Genomic DNA, 16,454 nt, shown 5'->3' with positions numbered 1-16,454 from the left:
TCCACGGTGGAGCGCGCTCCAGCAGTCTGGCATTGCGACGTCAACGGCCCGTGCATGCTGCGGTCGCCGACGTCAGCGCCGGATGGCAACACGGGGCCGCGGGCGCCGGTTTGCTTCGGTCCGGAATCATCGAGGGCAGCGCGGCAGGCGTCTAAACCTTCTGCACCCCTGCCGCATCCAAGGCAGGCGGCAATCTGCCGTTGCCCTCCACTGGAAGCCATCAATGCGCCAGTCCATACGTTCGTGGTACGTCGCCCTGGTTGCGGGGCTGCTTGTTCTTCCGCAGTCCCGCGCCGCGGCCGGGACGATCACCCTTCCTTTCGAGCAGGACAAGGATCACCGGATCTATGTGGAAGGGCGGATCAACCAGTCAGGACCGCTGCGCTTTCTTGTCGACACCGGCGCTGACGGACTGGCAGTCACGGTTGCCACCCGCAAGGCGGCGTCGATGCAGGTCGATGACCGCTCCGAGAACACCGGCTCCGACGGCGTGAGTTTCGTGGACTACAGTACCCACAACACGGTCGTCGTGGGAGACATGCGCCGGACGATGGGGGCGGCCGTGATCGACTACGGCAAGCGTCCGTTCGACGCCGTGCTTGGCTGGACATTCTTCGCGGGGCGCATCATCGAGATCGACTACGACCGCAAGCTGCTGCGCGTGCACGACCGGTTGCCGGATCTGCACGGATACACCCGCGCGAACGTCCGCTGGATCGACAATACGCCCGCCATCGAAGTGCTTCTGCGTGAGGGTGGCTCGACACTTGCGGCCTGGCTGTTCGTGGACACCGGCAGCAACGGCGCCATCGATCTGGGCCATGCGTACAGCTCGCGCCACCGACTGCAGGAGGTGTTCACCCGCACGATCGGTACCTCACAGTTCAGCGGCTCGGCGGGCAGGAAGATCCGGGCCGTCGATGCACGGATCGCATCGGTCGATGTGGGCGGGCTGCGACTGGAACAGCCCAAGGTGTCGTTCACCATCGATGAGGATGGATCCAATGCCGACGGCACGCTGGGCAGTGAAGCACTGCGCAACTTCAACATCCTGCTGGATACCAGAAACGGGCAGGTCCATCTGCGGCCAAACGCGAACGCACGCGCCCTGCCGAACTAGCCCTTCAGCGCCCACCGCTGGACGCAGCAGCGGCAGGCAGCGCAGGAAGGGCTGACCCATCGCGCGTCTGCGCCCGATGGGTCAGCCAGGGCTGCGTTCACCGACGCAGCGCGTCGACGATCACGCCGGTGGCGATTTCAACAAGCAGATACTCGGTGTCGCTCTGGCGGACCCAGCGCTGGCCGCGGCCGGGATCACGCAGCCTGTAGCGTGCGTAGTCATCCACCCAGTAGCGACGATCCACTTCCGCCCACGGCAGATGATCACCGCGCCGCCATGCCTTCTTCTGCCATCCTGGCGGCGGTGCGTCGCGATTGTGCGGCCCGCCTGCGTGCGGTGGGGGACCGTTTCCGCGGGCGTGGTGCGGCGGATCCGCCCAGGCCGGTGCGACGGCGAGCAGTGCCACCATCAGAGCAGGTACGACGTGTCGGGTCCTCATGGCATCCTCCTGTCAGTGGCCGGTCCTGGCGGCCTGGTGAGGTGGACCATAGGCCAACGCCCGTGAACGGAATCATGCTGTCTGTTCCCCTGCCGAGGGGGCGGCGCCTGTTGGCGGCAGTGTCGAATCGAGGATGTCCAGCAGGGCACGCAGACGGTCCATGTGGCGCAGATCCTGGTGATAGCCCACCCAGATGCCCCGCGAAGGAGGCGTCCCGTGTGATTCGATGCGCTGCAGTCCGGCCACCGCGTCACCCAATGCACGGGGCAGCACGGCGATGCCGGTACCGTGCAGGCACATCTGCGCCTGGACACTGCGACTGGTACTGGTGAATGCGCGCGGCGAACGCGGAAACCGCTGCAGCAACCATTCCACGTCGGGGAAGTGCGACTGCGCGGTGTTCATCAGGATGAGCCCGACCGAATCGGGGTCGTCCTGCAGCCGGGCGATGGTCGAGACCGAACCATACAGGCCGTAGGGCAGGGTCATCACGAGGCGCTGGACGATGTCCGGCTCACTGAACGGCACGATGCGGAACGCGACGTCGGCATCGCGGCGCGACAGGTCAAGCAGTCGATAGCTGGCGATCAGTTCCGGAACCACCGCCGGATGCCGGCGTACCAGTTCGGCGAGCACGGGCGTCAGCACGTGGCAGGCAAACCAGTCCGCGCTCGAAATGCGCAGAATGCCTTCCAGCCGGCCCGGGCTGCCTTCCAGGCGGCGCTCCATGGCCAGGGCGGAGTTCTCCATGGCCTCGGCCAGGGCCAGCACTGCATCACCGGCATCGGTCGTGACCAGCCCGTCCCGCGTCCGCCGCAGCAGGGGCTGCCGGGCATGCTGTTCAAGGGCCTTCAACCGGCGGCCTACCGTGGGATGGCTGACACCAAGGCGCCGGGCCGCCTCACCCAGAGACCCGCCCCGCACGATCGCCAGGAAGACACGGACATCACCCCATTCCATCATCATGCCCGTTCAAAAATGTACGGCAAATGTGCATCAGTGTCAGTCCACATACAAGTTTGAAAGGTCCAGCATGGGCCCCGGTCGCACTGACCGCCTCCCCCTGGAACTGGATCCGCTTGATATGAACACGCTGAAAGACAAGGTCGCGCTGGTCACCGGCGCTTCGAAGGGCATTGGCGCTGCGGTTGCCCGCCGCCTGGCGGCCGACGGCGCCAGCGTCGTCGTCAACTACGCCTCGAGCCGGGAGGGCGCCGAACGGGTCGTTGCCGATATCGAAGCCGCCGGTGGTCGGGCGCTGGCGGTGCGCGCCGACGTGCGTGACGCACGCGAGGTCGATGCACTGGTGGCCACGGCCCTGGATGCGTTCGGCAGGCTGGATGTGGTGGTGAACAACTCGGGCGTGTACCGGTTCGCGAAGATCGAGGACACCACGGAGGCGCTCTATCGCCACCAGTTCGACATCAATGTGCTGGGCCCGCTGCTGGTCACTGCCGCCACCGTTCCCCATCTGCGGCCCGGTGCAAGCATCATCAACATCAGTTCATTCGTGACCCGCATCCTGCCGGTGGACAGCGCCATCTACACCGGTTCGAAGGGCGCGATGGACGCCATCACCGGCGTGTTGTCCAGGGAGCTTGGTCCGCGCGGTATCCGTGTCAATGCGGTCAATCCCGGCCTGATCGAGACCGAGGGCACACATGCTGCGGGTGTCGTCGATTCCGGGTTCCAGGCCTGGAATCTGGCGCAGACACCACTGGGCCGGACAGGCCAGGTACTGGACGTGGCGCCGATCGTTGCGTTTCTCGCCTCCGATGATGCGCGATGGATGAGCGGCGACACCCTGCTTGCCTCAGGCGGCATGCGCTGAGTGGGGGGACGACATGAATCTACCGGCTGACGCTGCGGGCCCCGTGTCGCCCGATCCGCGCCGTTGGATGGCATTGGCTGTACTGCTGACAGGCACGCTGCTGCCGCCGCTCGACTTCTTCATCGTCAATGTCGCGTTGCCGGCCATCCGTGTCGATCTGCACGCGCCGCCGGATGTCTCGCAGCTGGTCATCTCGGTCTACGCCACGGCCTACGCGGTGACCCTGATCCTGGGAGGCCGGCTCGGCGACATCTACGGCAGGAAACGGGTGTTCATCGCAGGCATGCTGGGGTTTGGCCTGGCATCGGCGCTGTGCGGCCTGGCGCCTGCGGCTGAAGTGCTGGTGGCCGGACGGCTGCTGCAGGGGATGTCGGCCGCGCTGATGGCCCCGCAGTCATTGGCATCGATCCATGCCCTGTTCCCGGACAGCGAGAAGCGCCGTGCACTTGGCCTGTATGGCGCCACCTTCGGCCTCGCATCGGTGGGCGGGCAGCTGCTGGGAGGGGTGCTTGTGACAGCCGATCTGTGGGGGACAGGGTGGAGGAGCGTGTTCCTCATCAATCTTCCCATCATCGCAGCCGCGGTGCCGGCTGCATTCGTGCTGCTGCGTGAGTCGCACGCCCGCCAGGGAGCACGGCTGGACGCTGTCGGAGCGGTGGCGCTGGCGGCGTCGTTGCTGGCGCTGGTGGTACCGATCATCGAGGGCCGCCAGCGCCAGTGGCCGTGGTGGTGCGTAGGACTGCTGCTGGCAAGCGGCCCCCTGCTGCTGTTGTTCTGGAAGCATGAGCAGCGATGCGTGGGGCGTGGGCAGATGCCGCTGGTATTGCCATCGCTGCTGCAGATGCGCGGGTTGAGGCGCAGTCTGTCAGCGACATTCTTCTTCTACGCGCTGGCTGCGTTCTTTCTCGTCTTCGCGGTGTATCAGCAGTCCGCGCTGGGGCGCAGCAGCGCGTCGGCGGGGTTGGCGATCCTGCCGTTGGGGCTGGGTTTCCTTCTCGGGCCGCTGTGTGGTTCGGCGTTCCGGCGGCTGGCCGCACAGGGAGCATCGCATGGGATGGTGATGGAGGTTGCGGGCCTGCTGGCGGTCGCAACGCTCGCGCTGCTGGACATGCCGTCGTGGCTGCCGCTTCCGCTGTTTCTGATCGGCGCAGGACAGGGCATCGCGCTTCCGGCGCTGGTGAAGCAGAGCGTGGACCATGTGGATGCCCGCCACGCCGGGCTGGCCGCAGGCATCGTGAGTGCGACACTGCAGATCAGTGCGGCGCTGTCGGTGGCGTTGGTGGGCGGTGTGTTCTTCGCCGTCGCGCCTGACACGGCAACGCCCGCGGAGGTGCGCACCGCGTTCGTGGTGGCCTCGCTGGTGATCGCGGCATCCTTGGCGATTGCCGCCGGACTGGCTTGGCGACGCGGTTGAGACGGGGTCTTCACGCGACGTCCACGTCTTCCACCTGCAGCTGAAAGCCAATCGGAGAGTGTGCCGAAACGCCGCTATATTCCAGACACCCCAGACGAAGGAGGGAGTGGAATGATTCTTACCAATCAGCACCTGATGATGGCACGTACGCTCGGTGTGGCGATTGTCGCCACCGTAGGCCTTGGGGCCTGCGCCACCTACAAGGACGATTTCGCAACGATCAACTCGCGGCTCGACCAGCTTGATGTGAAGGTGCAGGGTGCGGCGCAGAGCGCCGAGTCGGCCAATCAGTCGGCGCAGCAGGCCAACCAGCGTCTGGATCAGATCGAAGGGCGCGTCCAGCAGCTTGAACGGGCACCTCGCCGCACCCCGCGCGGCTGACCGCCTGTAGCCTGCACATCCGAGTCAGGGGCCCAGTGGCCGCAGCGGCCACTGGTGTCCTCCCGTAACACAGCTTTCGAGGAATGCTCCCATCCATACCCACTCCTCCCTTGCGCGCCGTGCCCATCGCGCTGCTCTGGCAGTGGCGTTGGCGTTCCTGGTGGTTGGTGTCGTCAATGCGGAAGATGCCGTCGCGCCGCCGTCGGCCGCCGTTGATGAACTGCCACCCGGCCAGGATGTCTCCGAAACCGTGATCGAACTGGCGGGCTGGGTCGTGGCGTCCAAGGACAGCCAGGGCTATCCGTTCGCAGTCATGGACAAGGCTGCCGCGCAGATCCTGGTGTTCGGTGGCGACGGCCGGCTGCGCGGCGCGGCCCCTGCATTGTTCGGTTCAGCGACCGGCGACCACACCGCGCCCGGCGTTGCGGGTCTCGCCCTGCGTGCCATTCCGGGACGGGACCGCACCACGCCTGCAGGTCGCTTCGTGGGCGGCTACGGCCCTTCGATCGATGCAGGGCGGGTGCTGTGGGTGGACTACGAGTCCGCAGTCTCCATCCATCCGACCGCAACCGGCGTTCCAGCAGAGAGGCGTGTCGAGCGCCTGGCATCGCCGTCGCCGGACGACAACCGCGTCACCCACGGCTGCATCAACGTCTCGCCGGAGTTCTACGAACGCATCATCCGTTCCACCTTCGAGCGGGGCGGGGTGTTCTACATCCTGCCGGACGTGGACCCGATCGAGCAGACCTTCCCCGAGTTCGCACAGAGCCGCGCGGCTGCGCAGCACAACGGCGGCAAGCGCACACGATCTGCCCGCAGGTAGACGCTCCACCGCCGGCCCGGTGGGCGGCGCGGTCAGCCTGGCGCGCATCCATCCGGACACTGGCTGCGGCTCTTCCTGTTGCCCGGCAGCGTGCACCCGCTGCCGGAAATCGTTCATGATGGGCCCAGTCACACTCCCGTGGCAGCGCAGGCCGCATGCTGTGATGCGCCGACATCACGCGGCAACAGGCAGGACGGTGGAGCAAGAAGGTGGACCAGCCATGAGCCAACTCACCGACGGTTTCGGACGCAGCTTTCCGTACCTACGCCTGTCGTTGACCGAAGCCTGCAACTTCCGTTGTGGCTATTGCCTGCCGGAGGGGTACCAGGCCGATGGCCGCCCGCGCTTCCTGCAGGTCGAGGAGATCAGCCGCCTGGTCCGCGCCTTCGCGGCGCTGGGCATGAGCAAGATCCGGCTGACCGGTGGCGAGCCCAGCCTGCGCAAGGATCTTGATGACATCATTGCGGCGGTGGCGGCGGTGCCGGGTATCGGCAAAGTGGCCATCACCACCAACGGCACGCAGTTGCCGCGTCGCCTGCCGGGTTGGCACCGCGCCGGCCTGACGGCGCTGAACGTCAGCGTGGACAGTCTGCGGCGCGAACGCTTTGCTGCGATCACCGGGCATGACCGCCTGCCGGAGATCGAGCAGGGCCTGGCCCTGGCGCAGGCGCTGGGGCTGCCGTCGATCAAGCTCAACGCGGTGCTGCTGCGCGGCCTCAACGACGATGAGCTGCCGCAGTGGATGGCGTACCTGCGCGACCGTCCCTTCAGCGTGCGCTTCATCGAACTGATGCGCACCGGCGACAACGAAGCCTATTTCCAGCAGCATCACCTGCGTGCCGACGGGGTGATCGATCAGTTGCTGGCTGCCGGCTGGCGCGAGCGTGCACGGGCGGCCGATGCCGGCCCGGCGCGCGAGTTCGGCCACCCGGACCATCGCGGCAGCATCGGCATCATCGCGCCGTACTCGCGCGATTTCTGCAAGGGCTGCAACCGCTTGCGGGTAACAGCCAGGGGAGACCTGCGGCTGTGCCTGTTCGGCGACTTCGGCGTGCCGCTGCGCGCGCTGCTGCAGCACGATGACGACCATGACGCGCTGCTGGCGCGCATCACCACCCAGCTTGGCCTGAAAGCGGCCGGGCATGGCCTGCACCAGGGCCGGACCGGGCTGACCCCGCACCTGGCTTCCATCGGAGGATGAGCAGCACGATGAGTGGGGAACTGAACGCGGCATTCCATATGGCCGATGTCCGCAACAAGCGCATCAGTCGCCGGCGGGCGGTGGCGGTGGGCGAACTGCATGCCGGTCCGCTGGCGTACCCGTTGATCGTCGAGCGCCGCCTGCCGAAGGGCGATGCGCTGGTCATGGCCGAGATCGCCGGCCTGCAGGGGGCGAAGATGGCGTCGATGCTGATGCCACTGTGCCATCCGCTGCCGCTGGAGCTGGTGCAGGTGTTCTGCGCGCCGGTGCCGGAACGGCACGCCATCCGGGTCTGGTGCGAGTGTGCCAGCGAGGCGCGTACCGGTGTGGAAATGGAAGCGCTGGCCGGCGTCAACGCGGCGCTGCTGACCCTGTACGACCTGAGCAAGCCGGTGGAACCGGCGCTGCGCATCGAAGGTATCCGCCTGCTGTTCAAGGAAGGTGGCAAGCGCGGCCTGTGGCTGCATCCTGATGGCATGGATGATGCCGAGCGCGCGCGCTTCAGACCGCGTGCGCCGAAGGGCCTGGAAGGCGCGGCCTGCGCGGTGATCACCCTGAGCGACCGTGCCAGCGCAGGTACTTATGAGGATGTTTCTGGCCCGACCCTGGTGGCCGGCCTGAACAGGCTGGGCGGCGAGGTGGTGGCTGCCGACGTGCTGCCCGATGGCATCGAGCCGTTGGCGGATCGCCTTCAGGCATTGGCCGCCGATGGCGTGCGCCTGTGCCTGTGCACTGGCGGTACCGGTCTGGGCCCGCGTGACCTCACCCCGGAGGCGCTGCGTTCGTTGAACGCGCGGCCGGTGCATGGGCTGGCGCAGATGGTCCGGGCGCTGAGCGCGCAGCACACGCCGATGGCCTGGCTGAGCCGCGCCGAGGTGGTGCAACTGGGCAGCATGCTGGTGTTCGCGCTGCCCGGCAGCCCGAAGGCGGCAGCGCAGTGCCTGGACATCCTGGCGCCGGTGCTGGGCCACGCCCTGGCGATGGTCGACGGTGGTGACCACGCGTGATTCTCTACAGTGAAGCACTGCAGCACCTGCTGGAGGCGGCCACGCCGCTTCCCGCCGAGCGTCTGCCCCTGCAGGAGGCCGCAGGCCGCACCCTGGCCAGTGACATCCACAGCGCGCAGGCATTGCCGCCGTTCGACAATTCGGCAATGGACGGTTTTGCGCTGCGCGCCAACGGGGTGGCGTTCGAGTCGGGTACCGAATTCACGGTGCAGGGCTGGCAGGCGGCGGGTGATGGCGATGCCGAAGGCGGCGAGGGCGCCTGGGAGATCATGACCGGCGCGCGCATGCCGGGCGGCCTGGACACGGTGGTACCGATCGAGAACGTGCAGATCCTCGCCAGCGAAGCGGGCCGTCCGACCCGGATCGCGCTGAAGAGCGTGGTCAGGCCGGGCCAGAACGTACGCCTGCGGGGCGAGGACGTAGCCGAAGGCGAATGCGTGCTGCGGGCGGGACAGAGGGTGGATATCAACGCACGGACCCTGCTGCACGCCCTTGGCGTTGGCGAGGTGGTGGTGATGTCGCGACCGGCGGTGGCGGTGATTGCCACCGGCAAGGAGCTGGTGAGCGAGGCGACGCAGGCGCTGGAGTCCGGGCAGATCCGTGACAGCAACCGCCCCTACCTGGTCGGGCGGCTGCACGCGGCCGGAGCTGAGGTGGTGTGGCAGGGCACCGTCGGTGATGATGTGGCCGCGTTCGATGCAGCGCTGGACCAGGCACTGGCGGCCGGTGCGCGGGTACTGGTCAGTACCGGTGCGGTCTCTGCGGGCCGTTACGACTTCGTGCCCGACGCACTGCGCGCGCGCGGGGCGCGAATCGTGTTCCACAAAGTGGCGATCCGTCCGGGAAAGCCGCTGCTGTTTGCGGTACTGCCCGACGGTGCGCTGTATTTCGGCCTGCCGGGCAACCCGGTGTCGGCGGCAGTGGGGCAGCGGTTCTTTGTCGAGCCTGTACTGCGCCGGCTGCTGGGGTTGGCGCAGGAACCGGTGCTGCGGCTTCCCCTGCAGGCGATGGTGCGCAAGCCGCCCGGCCTGCGCGTCCACGCCCGTGCGCGGGTGGAGCTGGACGAGCAGGGCCAGCTGAGTGCGCGGGTGCTGTCCGGACAGGAATCGTTCCGTCTGATGTCCATGGTGCAGGCCAACGCCTGGGTGGTACTGGAGGACGAGGGCGATCTGGTTCCGGCCGGCAGCGCGGTGCGCGTACAGGGCTGGGGCCACGCCGACCCGGTGCAGCTGACGGGCAGGGAGTGGGAATGAAACAGGTGACGTTGCAGTTGTTCGGTGCGTTCTCCGATCTGGATGAGCGTCGGGAGATCACGCTGGAGGTGTCGGGTGCGACCGTGGCCGACCTGCGCCAGGCGCTGCGCGAGCTGCTGCCGGTGCGTTGGCCCGGTTTCCGTGCTGGCCTGCTGGACTATTCGGCCTTCGCCGACCAGCAGCGCGTGCTGCGCGATCACGATGTGCTGCCGGAGGATGGCCGCGTGGCCATCCTGCCGCCGGTGAGCGGGGGCTGAGCGATGGACGCGAAGCCGATTGCGAAGGTGGTGGACCGGGCGCACGGGGCGATCGACCCGGCAGAAGGGATCGCCGCGGTGTCCGACCCGGGTTTCGGCGGTATCGACGTGTTCATCGGCAAGGTACGTGACGTGAACGTCGGTCGGGTGGTCACGGGCATCACCTACGATCTGTTCGAGCCGCTGGTGCTGAACGAAATCCAGCGCCTGGCGGCCGAGGTGGAGGCGGCGTTCGGGCCGCGCCTGAAGCTGTATGTGGCGCATGCCAGGGGGCGGCTGGGCATCGGCGATGTGGCCGTGGTGGTGGCCGCCGGCAGCCCGCACCGGGACGAAGCATTCCGCGCGTGCCGGCAGCTGATCGAGGCAGTGAAGCACCAGTGCCCGATCTGGAAGCAGGAACACTACGAGGATGGCGACAGCGCCTGGAGCGAGGGCTGCAGCCTGTGCCATGCGGACAGCACGCCCGCACATGGCCATGACCACGAGCACGGCCATTGACGGCATCGTGCTGGCTGGAGGCCTGTCCAGCCGCATGGGCCGCGATAAGGCGCTGCTGCCCTGGCGCGGGCGCACCCTGCTTGAGCACATGCGTGACGTGTTGATCGCGGCCGGTGCGCAGCGGGTGTGGGTGAGCGGTGACTATCCGGCCTTCGATGGCATTCCCGACCAGGTCGCGCGCTGCGGCCCGCTGGGCGGGCTTTACAGCGTGTCCCTGGCCATGCCCGATACCGTTGCGTGGGTGGTGCCGGTGGACATGCCCAGCTTGACCGGCGCCCTGCTGCATCGGCTGCACGGGGTGCCTTCCGCCTGCAGCGTGTTCTCCGGCGAGCCATTGCCGATGTGTCTGCAGATCAATGATCATTGCCGGCGGGCCCTGCGGACCTTGATCGAAGATCCACAGGCGCGGCGTTCGCTGCGTGCCCTGCAGGAGCGGCTGGCGGCGACGGCGTTGCCGCTGCCTGAGAATGAGCGTGCCTTGCTGTTCAACTGCAATACCGGGGCCGACTGGGAGTCCATCGCAACATGAAAGTCCAGCTGCAGCGGCAATCCATGCGCCTGCGTGTCGATGAAGAGGAACTGGCAGCACTGCTGGCCGGCGACTCGCTGGAGAACCTGACCCGGTTTGGTGGCACGGGCGGGTGGGGAACCGCGTTGTCGCTGCATGGGGGCGACCAGGCGGTGCTGCTGGACGGTGGCACGGTCTGCCGGCTGGTGCTGCCGCGCGATGCAGTGCAGGGGCTGGCAGCACGACTGCCGTCGCGTGATGGTCTGGAATTTTCCATCGCGCTGGATGATGACAGTTCGTTGCAGCTTCAGTTCGACGTGGATGTGCGCGACAGCATGCGCCAGCGCGGTCATCAGCGGCGGGGGCAGCGTCCGCCGCCGTGAGACCGGCCGTGGCACGCCTGCCGTATGATGAAGGCCTTCATCCAGGCATTCCGTGATGTTCTCCACTCCGTCCCCACAGGTTCGCCAGGGCGCGGCGACGCCGAACCCCGCCGCTGCCGATGACGGCGACGCGCTGCACTTCTGCAGTACCTGTGCATTCTCCGATGCCTGCATGTCGCAGGGGTATGACAAGGCCGCGCTGGGCGAACTGCATGTGCTGGTCGACCATGTCGGCCCGTTCCACGCGGGCGACTACATCTTCCGCGCCGGCGAGCCGTTCGATTCGATCGCGGCGGTGCGTGCCGGCATGGTCAAGACGTTTGTCGATGACAGCCAGGGCAACGAGCAGGTGCTCGGTTTCAGTCTGCCCGGTGAGGTGATCGGCCTGAACGCGATCCACGAGGCACGCTTTCCCTGCAATGCCGTGGCGCTGGATACCGTGTACCTGTGCCGGATCTCATTCCCCAGGCTGAGCCTGCTGGCCACCCGCATGCCGGGCCTGCAGGCGCGGCTGTTCAGCCTGCTCAGTGCGGAGATCGGCAAGGTTGCCCTGCTGGCGGCCAACCATCGCACCGAAGAGCGGATGGCCGCGTTCCTGCTGGACATGTCCGAGCGCTACGCACGCCGCGGGTTCTCCGCCACCCGGTTCAACCTGACGATGGCACGCACCGAGATCGCCAATTACCTGCGGATGGCACCGGAAACCGCCAGCCGCGTGCTGCGCCGGCTGAGCGATGATGGGATCATCGCGGTCAGGCAGCGGGAAATCCTGTTGTTGCAGCCCGAGCGCCTGGCATTGCTGGCATCGGCCGATGAATCCGATCCGAACTGAATCTGGCCGGGAGCCGAAGATGATGCGAGCGGGACTGATGTTGCTGGGGATGCTGGCGTCGCTGCCGGCGTACGCAGCCGGGCTGACGGTATCGGCGGCGTCGAGCCTGACCGAGAGCTTCCGTGAACTCGGTGCCGCCTATGAGAAGGCCCACCCCGGCGCCCGGGTCGATTTCAACTTCGCCGCCTCCGGCGTGCTGCTGCAGCAGATCAGCCGGGGCGCACCGGTCGATGTGTTTGCTTCGGCTGACGAAGTCACCATGGATCAGGCACAGCAGCAGGGCCTGCTGGCTGCCGGTACCCGCGAGGTGTTCGCGGTGAACGCGCTGTGGGTGGTGGTGCCGCCGCAGACCCGGGGCGGGCCGCGTAGCCTGAAGGATCTCGCGGGTGCCGACGTGCGGCGCCTCGCGCTGGGCAACCCGGACAGCGTGCCGGTCGGCCGCTATGCCAAGGGTGCGCTGGAAGCGGCGGGCCTGTGGCCGTCGGTGCAGGGCAGGATCGTCACCACGCAGAACGTACGCCAGTCGTTGGATTACGTGGCGCGGGGGGAGGTGGACGCCGGTTTCGTCTACGCCACCGACGCACAGGCCATGGCCGGCCGCGTGCGTCGTGCCTTCGCAGTGCCGGTGTCCGGACGCATCGCCTATCCGCTGGCGGTGACCCGGGCGAGCACGCAGCCAGCCGAAGCCAGGCGCTTCGCCACCTTCGTGCGGTCGGCACAAGGTCAGGCGATCCTGGCCAGGCACGGGTTCGGCAAGCCCTGACGGATGGACCTGGACTGGAGCGCGCTGGGGTTGTCGCTGAAGGTCGCCGGCTGGGCCACGGCGATCAATCTGGTGCTGGGCGTTGGATTGGGGGCGTTGCTGGCGCGTCGGCGCTTCCCCGGCCGCGAACTGCTGGATTCGCTGCTGACCCTGCCGATGGTGCTGCCGCCGACGGTGCTCGGTTATTACCTGCTGGTGCTGATAGGGCGCAACGGCCCCATTGGCGCGTGGTTGCAGTCGTGGTTCGGCATCAACCTGATCTTTACCTGGCAGGCGGCGGTGGTCGCCGCGGCAGTGGCTTCGCTGCCGCTGGTGTTCAAGCCGGCACGCGCGGCGTTCGAGGATGTGGACGGGCAGCTGGAGCAGGCCGCGCGCACGCTCGGCGTGTCGGAGGCGGCGGTGTTCTTCCGCATCACGCTGCCGCTGGCCTGGCGCGGCATTCTCGCCGGCCTCCTGCTGGCGTTTGCCCGGGCGATGGGTGAGTTCGGCGCGACGCTGATGGTGGCCGGCAGCATCCCGGGTCGTACGCAGACGCTGTCGATCGCCATCTACGAGGCGGTGCAGGCAGGGCAGGACGGCAGGGCCAATGCGCTGGTGATCCTGACGTCGGTAGTGTGCATCGTCATCCTGCTGCTGGCGGCACGCTTGGTGGGCGGGCATCGCAGGGAGCTGCGCGATGTGGCTTGACCTGAAGGTGCGGCGCCGGATGCAGGCAGCGGGCCAGGTCTTCGAACTGGACGTCACGCTGCAGTGCACGCAGCGCCAGGTGGTGGTGTTCGGCCCGTCCGGGGCAGGCAAAAGCCTGACGCTCAAGGCCGTGGCCGGACTGCTGCGTCCCGGACAGGGCCATGTGACGCTGCAGGGGCAGGTGCTGTTCGATTCCCACGCGCGGGTCGACCTGCCACCGCAGCGGCGTCGCCTGGGGTACGTGTTCCAGGACTACGCGCTGTTTCCCCACCTGAGCGTGCGCCAGAACGTGGCGTTCGGGCTGCAGCGGAGCTGGTTCAATCCACGCCGTGGCCAGCGCTTCGACGTCGTCGAGCAGTGGCTGCAGGCGTTCCGTATCGACCACGTGGGGGATCTGCTGCCGTCGCAGATCTCCGGCGGCCAGCGTCAGCGTACGGCCCTGGCGCGGGTCATGGTGACCCAACCGCAGGCATTGCTGCTGGACGAGCCGTTCGCTGCACTGGACCACGACCTGCGCCAGCACCTGCGCGAGGAGCTGGCGGCGGTGCTGGACAGTACCGGCATTCCGCTGCTGCTGATCAGCCACGATCCTCAGGATGCCGTTGTCTTCGGCCAGCAGGTCGCGCACATGGCGGACGGCCGGGTCGTCGGCGATTGATGCATGCGCTCGTGCCGGGCCACGGCCGGCCGAATCGATGCAGGGTCAGTACAGCTCGCAGTGAATGCGGCCCTCCCCGCGCAGCAGGTCCCAATGCCCCTGGCCGCCAATGGCGTCGATGGCCTCGCGCACCGCGTCTTCCAGGTGGCGCTTGTTGCCGCACAGGTACAGGTGCCCGCCGCGGGACAACACCTGCCTTACTTCGCGGGCGCGCTGCCGCAGCACATGCTGCACATACACCTTTTCGGTTCCGTCACGCGAGAAGGCAGGATGCAGGCCGGCGAGCACGCCGCGCGCATGCCAGTCCTGCAGCTGCTCGCGATAGAGGTAATCGTGTTCGCAATGCTTCTCGCCGAACACAAGATGCAGTTCGCGTCCGCAGCCATTGGCCTGCACCTGCTGCACCAGGCCGATCAGCGGCGCGATGCCGGTGCCGGTGCCGATCAGCAGCAGGGGCGCGCTGCCGGTGTCGGCCAGATGGAAGCCTGGATTGGAGCGGCAGTACACGCGGGCGTGGCTGCCCCCCCGCAGCAGGCTGCCGGTGGCGGTACCGGAACGCTCGCGGCCGCGCAGGGTGTAGCGCACTTCGCGTATGCACAGGCTCAGCTGGCCGTTGCCGGGATGCGAGGCGATCGAGTAGGCCCGTGGCAGGCGCGCTGACAGGATGTCGCGCAGCCTGGCCAGCGGCACGCGGTCCGGGCTGGCGTGGTCCTGCAGGATATCCAGCACGTCCAGACCGTGCAGGTAGGCATCCAGCTCGCGCTTCTGGCTGACCTTCAGCAGCGACTTCAACCGCTCGCTGCCGCCCAGCCTGGCCAGCTCGCGCAGCACGCCCCTGCCCAGCAGCCGCAGTTCGCGGTCCTGCAGCATGGCGATGGCCGCATTGTCGCCGTACCAGGTGGCAAGGGCCTGCAGCAGTGCAGGGTCGTGGTCCGGCAGCACGTGCACCGTGTCGCCGGCGCAGTAGGCCATGCCACTGCCGGCAATATCCAGCTGCAGGTGCCACGCGGCCGGATCACTGCTGTTGACGCGGTGGCGCTCGACGATGGGCGCGGCGAAGGCATTGTCGTGACCGTAGGCGGTAACCTGCAGATGCAGGTCCTGGCCGGCGGCGGCATCGCCCTCGAGCACCTGGCGGAGCACCGGCTGCCACTGCTGGAAGAACCGTTCATAGCCGAGGTCGGCGTCGACCCGTCGCAGCAGCGGCTGCGCTTGGCGTTCGCTCAGCGCCGCGTCCAGCGCTCGGGTGAAGCCGCAGAATCGAGGGTAGCCGGTGTCGCCCAGGCCGAACACCGCGTAGCGCAGGCCGGGCAGCGACCCGGTCTGGCACACGCTCTGGAAGAAGCGTTCGCCGTTCGCGGGCGGCTCGCCGTCGCCGAACGAACTGGAGATCGCCAGCAGCACATCGCCCTGGCCCAGGCTGGCAACGTCAATGTCGTTGAACGGCAGCACCTGCGGCGCGAGCGCTTGCAGGCCAGGGTCCGCGCCCAGGCGCTGGGCCAGGGCGCGGGCATTGCCCGATTCGGAGGCGAAACCCACCAGCAGGCGGCGAACCGGTGTGGCAGCGATGGTGTTCACGCGGCCTCGTAGAAGTCGTCGAATTTCTCCTTGCTGAACTCGACCTGCTCGAAGTCCTGCATCAGGTCGTTCACCACACGGCGGATGCTGATGTACGCGGTGATGTTGCCTTCGGCGTCGAACAGCGGCTGCACGGTGGTGTCGACCACATAGAGCACGCCCCCCTTGCCCAGGTTCGGCACGATGCCGGTCCAGATGCCGCCGGCCTTGATCGTGTCCCACATGTCCTTGTAGACGGCCTTGGGCACATCCGGATGGCGCACGATGCTGTGCGGCTGGCCGATCAGTTCTTCACGTGCGAAGCCGGTGAGCGTGCAGAACAGATCATTGGCGTAGGTGATGTTGCCCTGCAGGTCAGTGGTGGAGATCACCATGACCTTCTGCAGGGCGTTCAGGAGCTGGCTGTTGTCGGGGGTGTCGTGCATTGCAGGGTCCTTGTGGCTGCCGGAAACGCCGGCATGTTCGGGGCCTGCATAGAGATACCCCCGCGTGCCGGCGGCCGGTTTGACATTGGTCAAGGGGGAGGCAGGGATCGCCTGCGACGGGATGTCGCATATGGCACCCAGCCGACCGCCACCACCCAGGCCACGGGCAGCGCGCGCACGGCATCCAGGTGGATGTCCCGTCCGGGAGGCATCGATGGGCGTGATGAACGCGGCATGCGTACTCAGCTCATGACGCGTTGTCACAAAGAAATCGCCAGGGCTTCACGGCCGATTGATCGCATTCGGGGCTATTGTCCTCCTGAGCCTCTCGCTGACGTCCCCCACGTTCTGCGTCGACTTCCCTCTCCGCTTCAGCGCCCGTCCGGGCGCCGTTGG

20 protein-coding genes are annotated in these 16,454 nt (G+C 67.5%); 16 read left to right on the top strand and 4 right to left on the bottom strand.

Going from position 1 to position 16,454, the window contains the following annotated elements:
• Positions 1-223: 223 nt before the first annotated feature.
• Positions 224-1,120: a retropepsin-like aspartic protease gene (locus AC06FB_RS01565; protein ID WP_262218253.1), complete on the top strand. Its 897-nt coding sequence runs from the start codon at positions 224-226 to the stop codon at positions 1,118-1,120.
• Between the two features lie 97 nt (positions 1,121-1,217).
• Here AC06FB_RS01565 and AC06FB_RS01560 read toward each other — a convergent pair whose 3' ends face one another.
• Complete coding sequence (locus AC06FB_RS01560; protein WP_053519774.1) at positions 1,218-1,559, bottom strand: RcnB family protein; 342 nt, start codon at positions 1,557-1,559, stop codon at positions 1,218-1,220.
• Positions 1,560-1,631: 72 nt separating this feature from the next.
• Positions 1,632-2,519, bottom strand: coding sequence for a LysR family transcriptional regulator (locus AC06FB_RS01555; protein ID WP_478053321.1), 888 nt, complete (start codon positions 2,517-2,519; stop codon positions 1,632-1,634).
• A gap of 124 nt (positions 2,520-2,643) precedes the next feature.
• On the opposite strand from AC06FB_RS01555, the gene AC06FB_RS01550 reads away from it, so the two are divergent.
• The 15 genes from AC06FB_RS01550 (at position 2,644) to AC06FB_RS01480 (ending at position 14,055) form a co-directional block, all read left to right on the top strand.
• A complete protein-coding gene (locus AC06FB_RS01550; RefSeq protein ID WP_065183016.1) occupies positions 2,644-3,390 on the top strand; it encodes a glucose 1-dehydrogenase in 747 nt (248 codons plus the stop codon).
• Between the two features lie 67 nt (positions 3,391-3,457).
• Entirely contained in the window at positions 3,458-4,804 is a 1,347-nt protein-coding gene (locus AC06FB_RS01545) for an MFS transporter (protein ID WP_346475113.1), read from the top strand.
• A 111-nt stretch (positions 4,805-4,915) separates the two neighbouring features.
• On the top strand, positions 4,916-5,185 hold the full coding sequence (locus AC06FB_RS01540) for a hypothetical protein (protein WP_197571129.1): 270 nt from the start codon (positions 4,916-4,918) through the stop codon (positions 5,183-5,185).
• 142 nt (positions 5,186-5,327) lie between these two features.
• Positions 5,328-6,008 carry a L,D-transpeptidase gene (locus AC06FB_RS01535; protein ID WP_263174503.1) on the top strand — a complete coding sequence of 227 codons (681 nt, stop codon included), beginning with the start codon at positions 5,328-5,330 and terminating at the stop codon, positions 6,006-6,008.
• A gap of 220 nt (positions 6,009-6,228) precedes the next feature.
• Entirely contained in the window at positions 6,229-7,209 is a 981-nt protein-coding gene (gene moaA, locus AC06FB_RS01530; RefSeq protein WP_128988285.1) for a GTP 3',8-cyclase MoaA, read from the top strand.
• A gap of 8 nt (positions 7,210-7,217) precedes the next feature.
• On the top strand, positions 7,218-8,216 hold the full coding sequence (gene moaCB, locus AC06FB_RS01525; protein WP_065176136.1) for a bifunctional molybdenum cofactor biosynthesis protein MoaC/MoaB: 999 nt from the start codon (positions 7,218-7,220) through the stop codon (positions 8,214-8,216).
• Positions 8,213-9,469, top strand: a complete 1,257-nt coding sequence (locus AC06FB_RS01520) for a molybdopterin molybdotransferase MoeA (protein WP_128988281.1) — start codon at positions 8,213-8,215, stop codon at positions 9,467-9,469. The genes moaCB and AC06FB_RS01520 overlap by 4 nt, the downstream gene beginning before the upstream one ends.
• Positions 9,466-9,726 carry a MoaD/ThiS family protein gene (locus AC06FB_RS01515; protein WP_164152877.1) on the top strand — a complete coding sequence of 87 codons (261 nt, stop codon included), beginning with the start codon at positions 9,466-9,468 and terminating at the stop codon, positions 9,724-9,726. Before AC06FB_RS01520 ends, AC06FB_RS01515 begins: the two co-directional genes overlap by 4 nt.
• A gap of 3 nt (positions 9,727-9,729) precedes the next feature.
• The gene (locus AC06FB_RS01510; protein WP_065183010.1) at positions 9,730-10,224 is read left to right on the top strand and encodes a molybdenum cofactor biosynthesis protein MoaE; all 495 of its coding nucleotides are present in this window, start codon (positions 9,730-9,732) and stop codon (positions 10,222-10,224) included.
• Entirely contained in the window at positions 10,196-10,753 is a 558-nt protein-coding gene (gene mobA / locus AC06FB_RS01505) for a molybdenum cofactor guanylyltransferase (RefSeq protein WP_053519763.1), read from the top strand. The genes AC06FB_RS01510 and mobA overlap by 29 nt, the downstream gene beginning before the upstream one ends.
• Entirely contained in the window at positions 10,750-11,115 is a 366-nt protein-coding gene (locus AC06FB_RS01500) for a hypothetical protein (RefSeq protein ID WP_053519762.1), read from the top strand. Before mobA ends, AC06FB_RS01500 begins: the two co-directional genes overlap by 4 nt.
• A 55-nt stretch (positions 11,116-11,170) precedes the next feature.
• Positions 11,171-11,947: a helix-turn-helix domain-containing protein gene (locus AC06FB_RS01495; protein ID WP_111186845.1), complete on the top strand. Its 777-nt coding sequence runs from the start codon at positions 11,171-11,173 to the stop codon at positions 11,945-11,947.
• A 19-nt stretch (positions 11,948-11,966) separates the two neighbouring features.
• A complete protein-coding gene (gene modA / locus AC06FB_RS01490; RefSeq protein WP_111186846.1) occupies positions 11,967-12,710 on the top strand; it encodes a molybdate ABC transporter substrate-binding protein in 744 nt (247 codons plus the stop codon).
• Positions 12,711-12,713: 3 nt separating this feature from the next.
• Positions 12,714-13,397 carry a molybdate ABC transporter permease subunit gene (gene modB, locus AC06FB_RS01485; protein ID WP_065176130.1) on the top strand — a complete coding sequence of 228 codons (684 nt, stop codon included), beginning with the start codon at positions 12,714-12,716 and terminating at the stop codon, positions 13,395-13,397.
• A complete protein-coding gene (locus tag AC06FB_RS01480; protein ID WP_111186847.1) occupies positions 13,387-14,055 on the top strand; it encodes a sulfate/molybdate ABC transporter ATP-binding protein in 669 nt (222 codons plus the stop codon). Before modB ends, AC06FB_RS01480 begins: the two co-directional genes overlap by 11 nt.
• 45 nt (positions 14,056-14,100) lie before the next feature.
• Here AC06FB_RS01480 and AC06FB_RS01475 read toward each other — a convergent pair whose 3' ends face one another.
• Positions 14,101-15,633, bottom strand: a complete 1,533-nt coding sequence (locus tag AC06FB_RS01475) for a flavodoxin domain-containing protein (RefSeq protein WP_478053296.1) — start codon at positions 15,631-15,633, stop codon at positions 14,101-14,103.
• Entirely contained in the window at positions 15,630-16,058 is a 429-nt protein-coding gene (locus AC06FB_RS01470; protein WP_065176127.1) for a PAS domain-containing protein, read from the bottom strand. The genes AC06FB_RS01475 and AC06FB_RS01470 overlap by 4 nt, the downstream gene beginning before the upstream one ends.
• Positions 16,059-16,454 lie beyond the last annotated feature (396 nt).

Source organism: Stenotrophomonas sp. Steno-C15, assembly GCF_056393265.1.
Note: the sequence above shows the minus strand (reverse complement) of the source record. Positions and strands in the feature narration are given on the sequence as shown.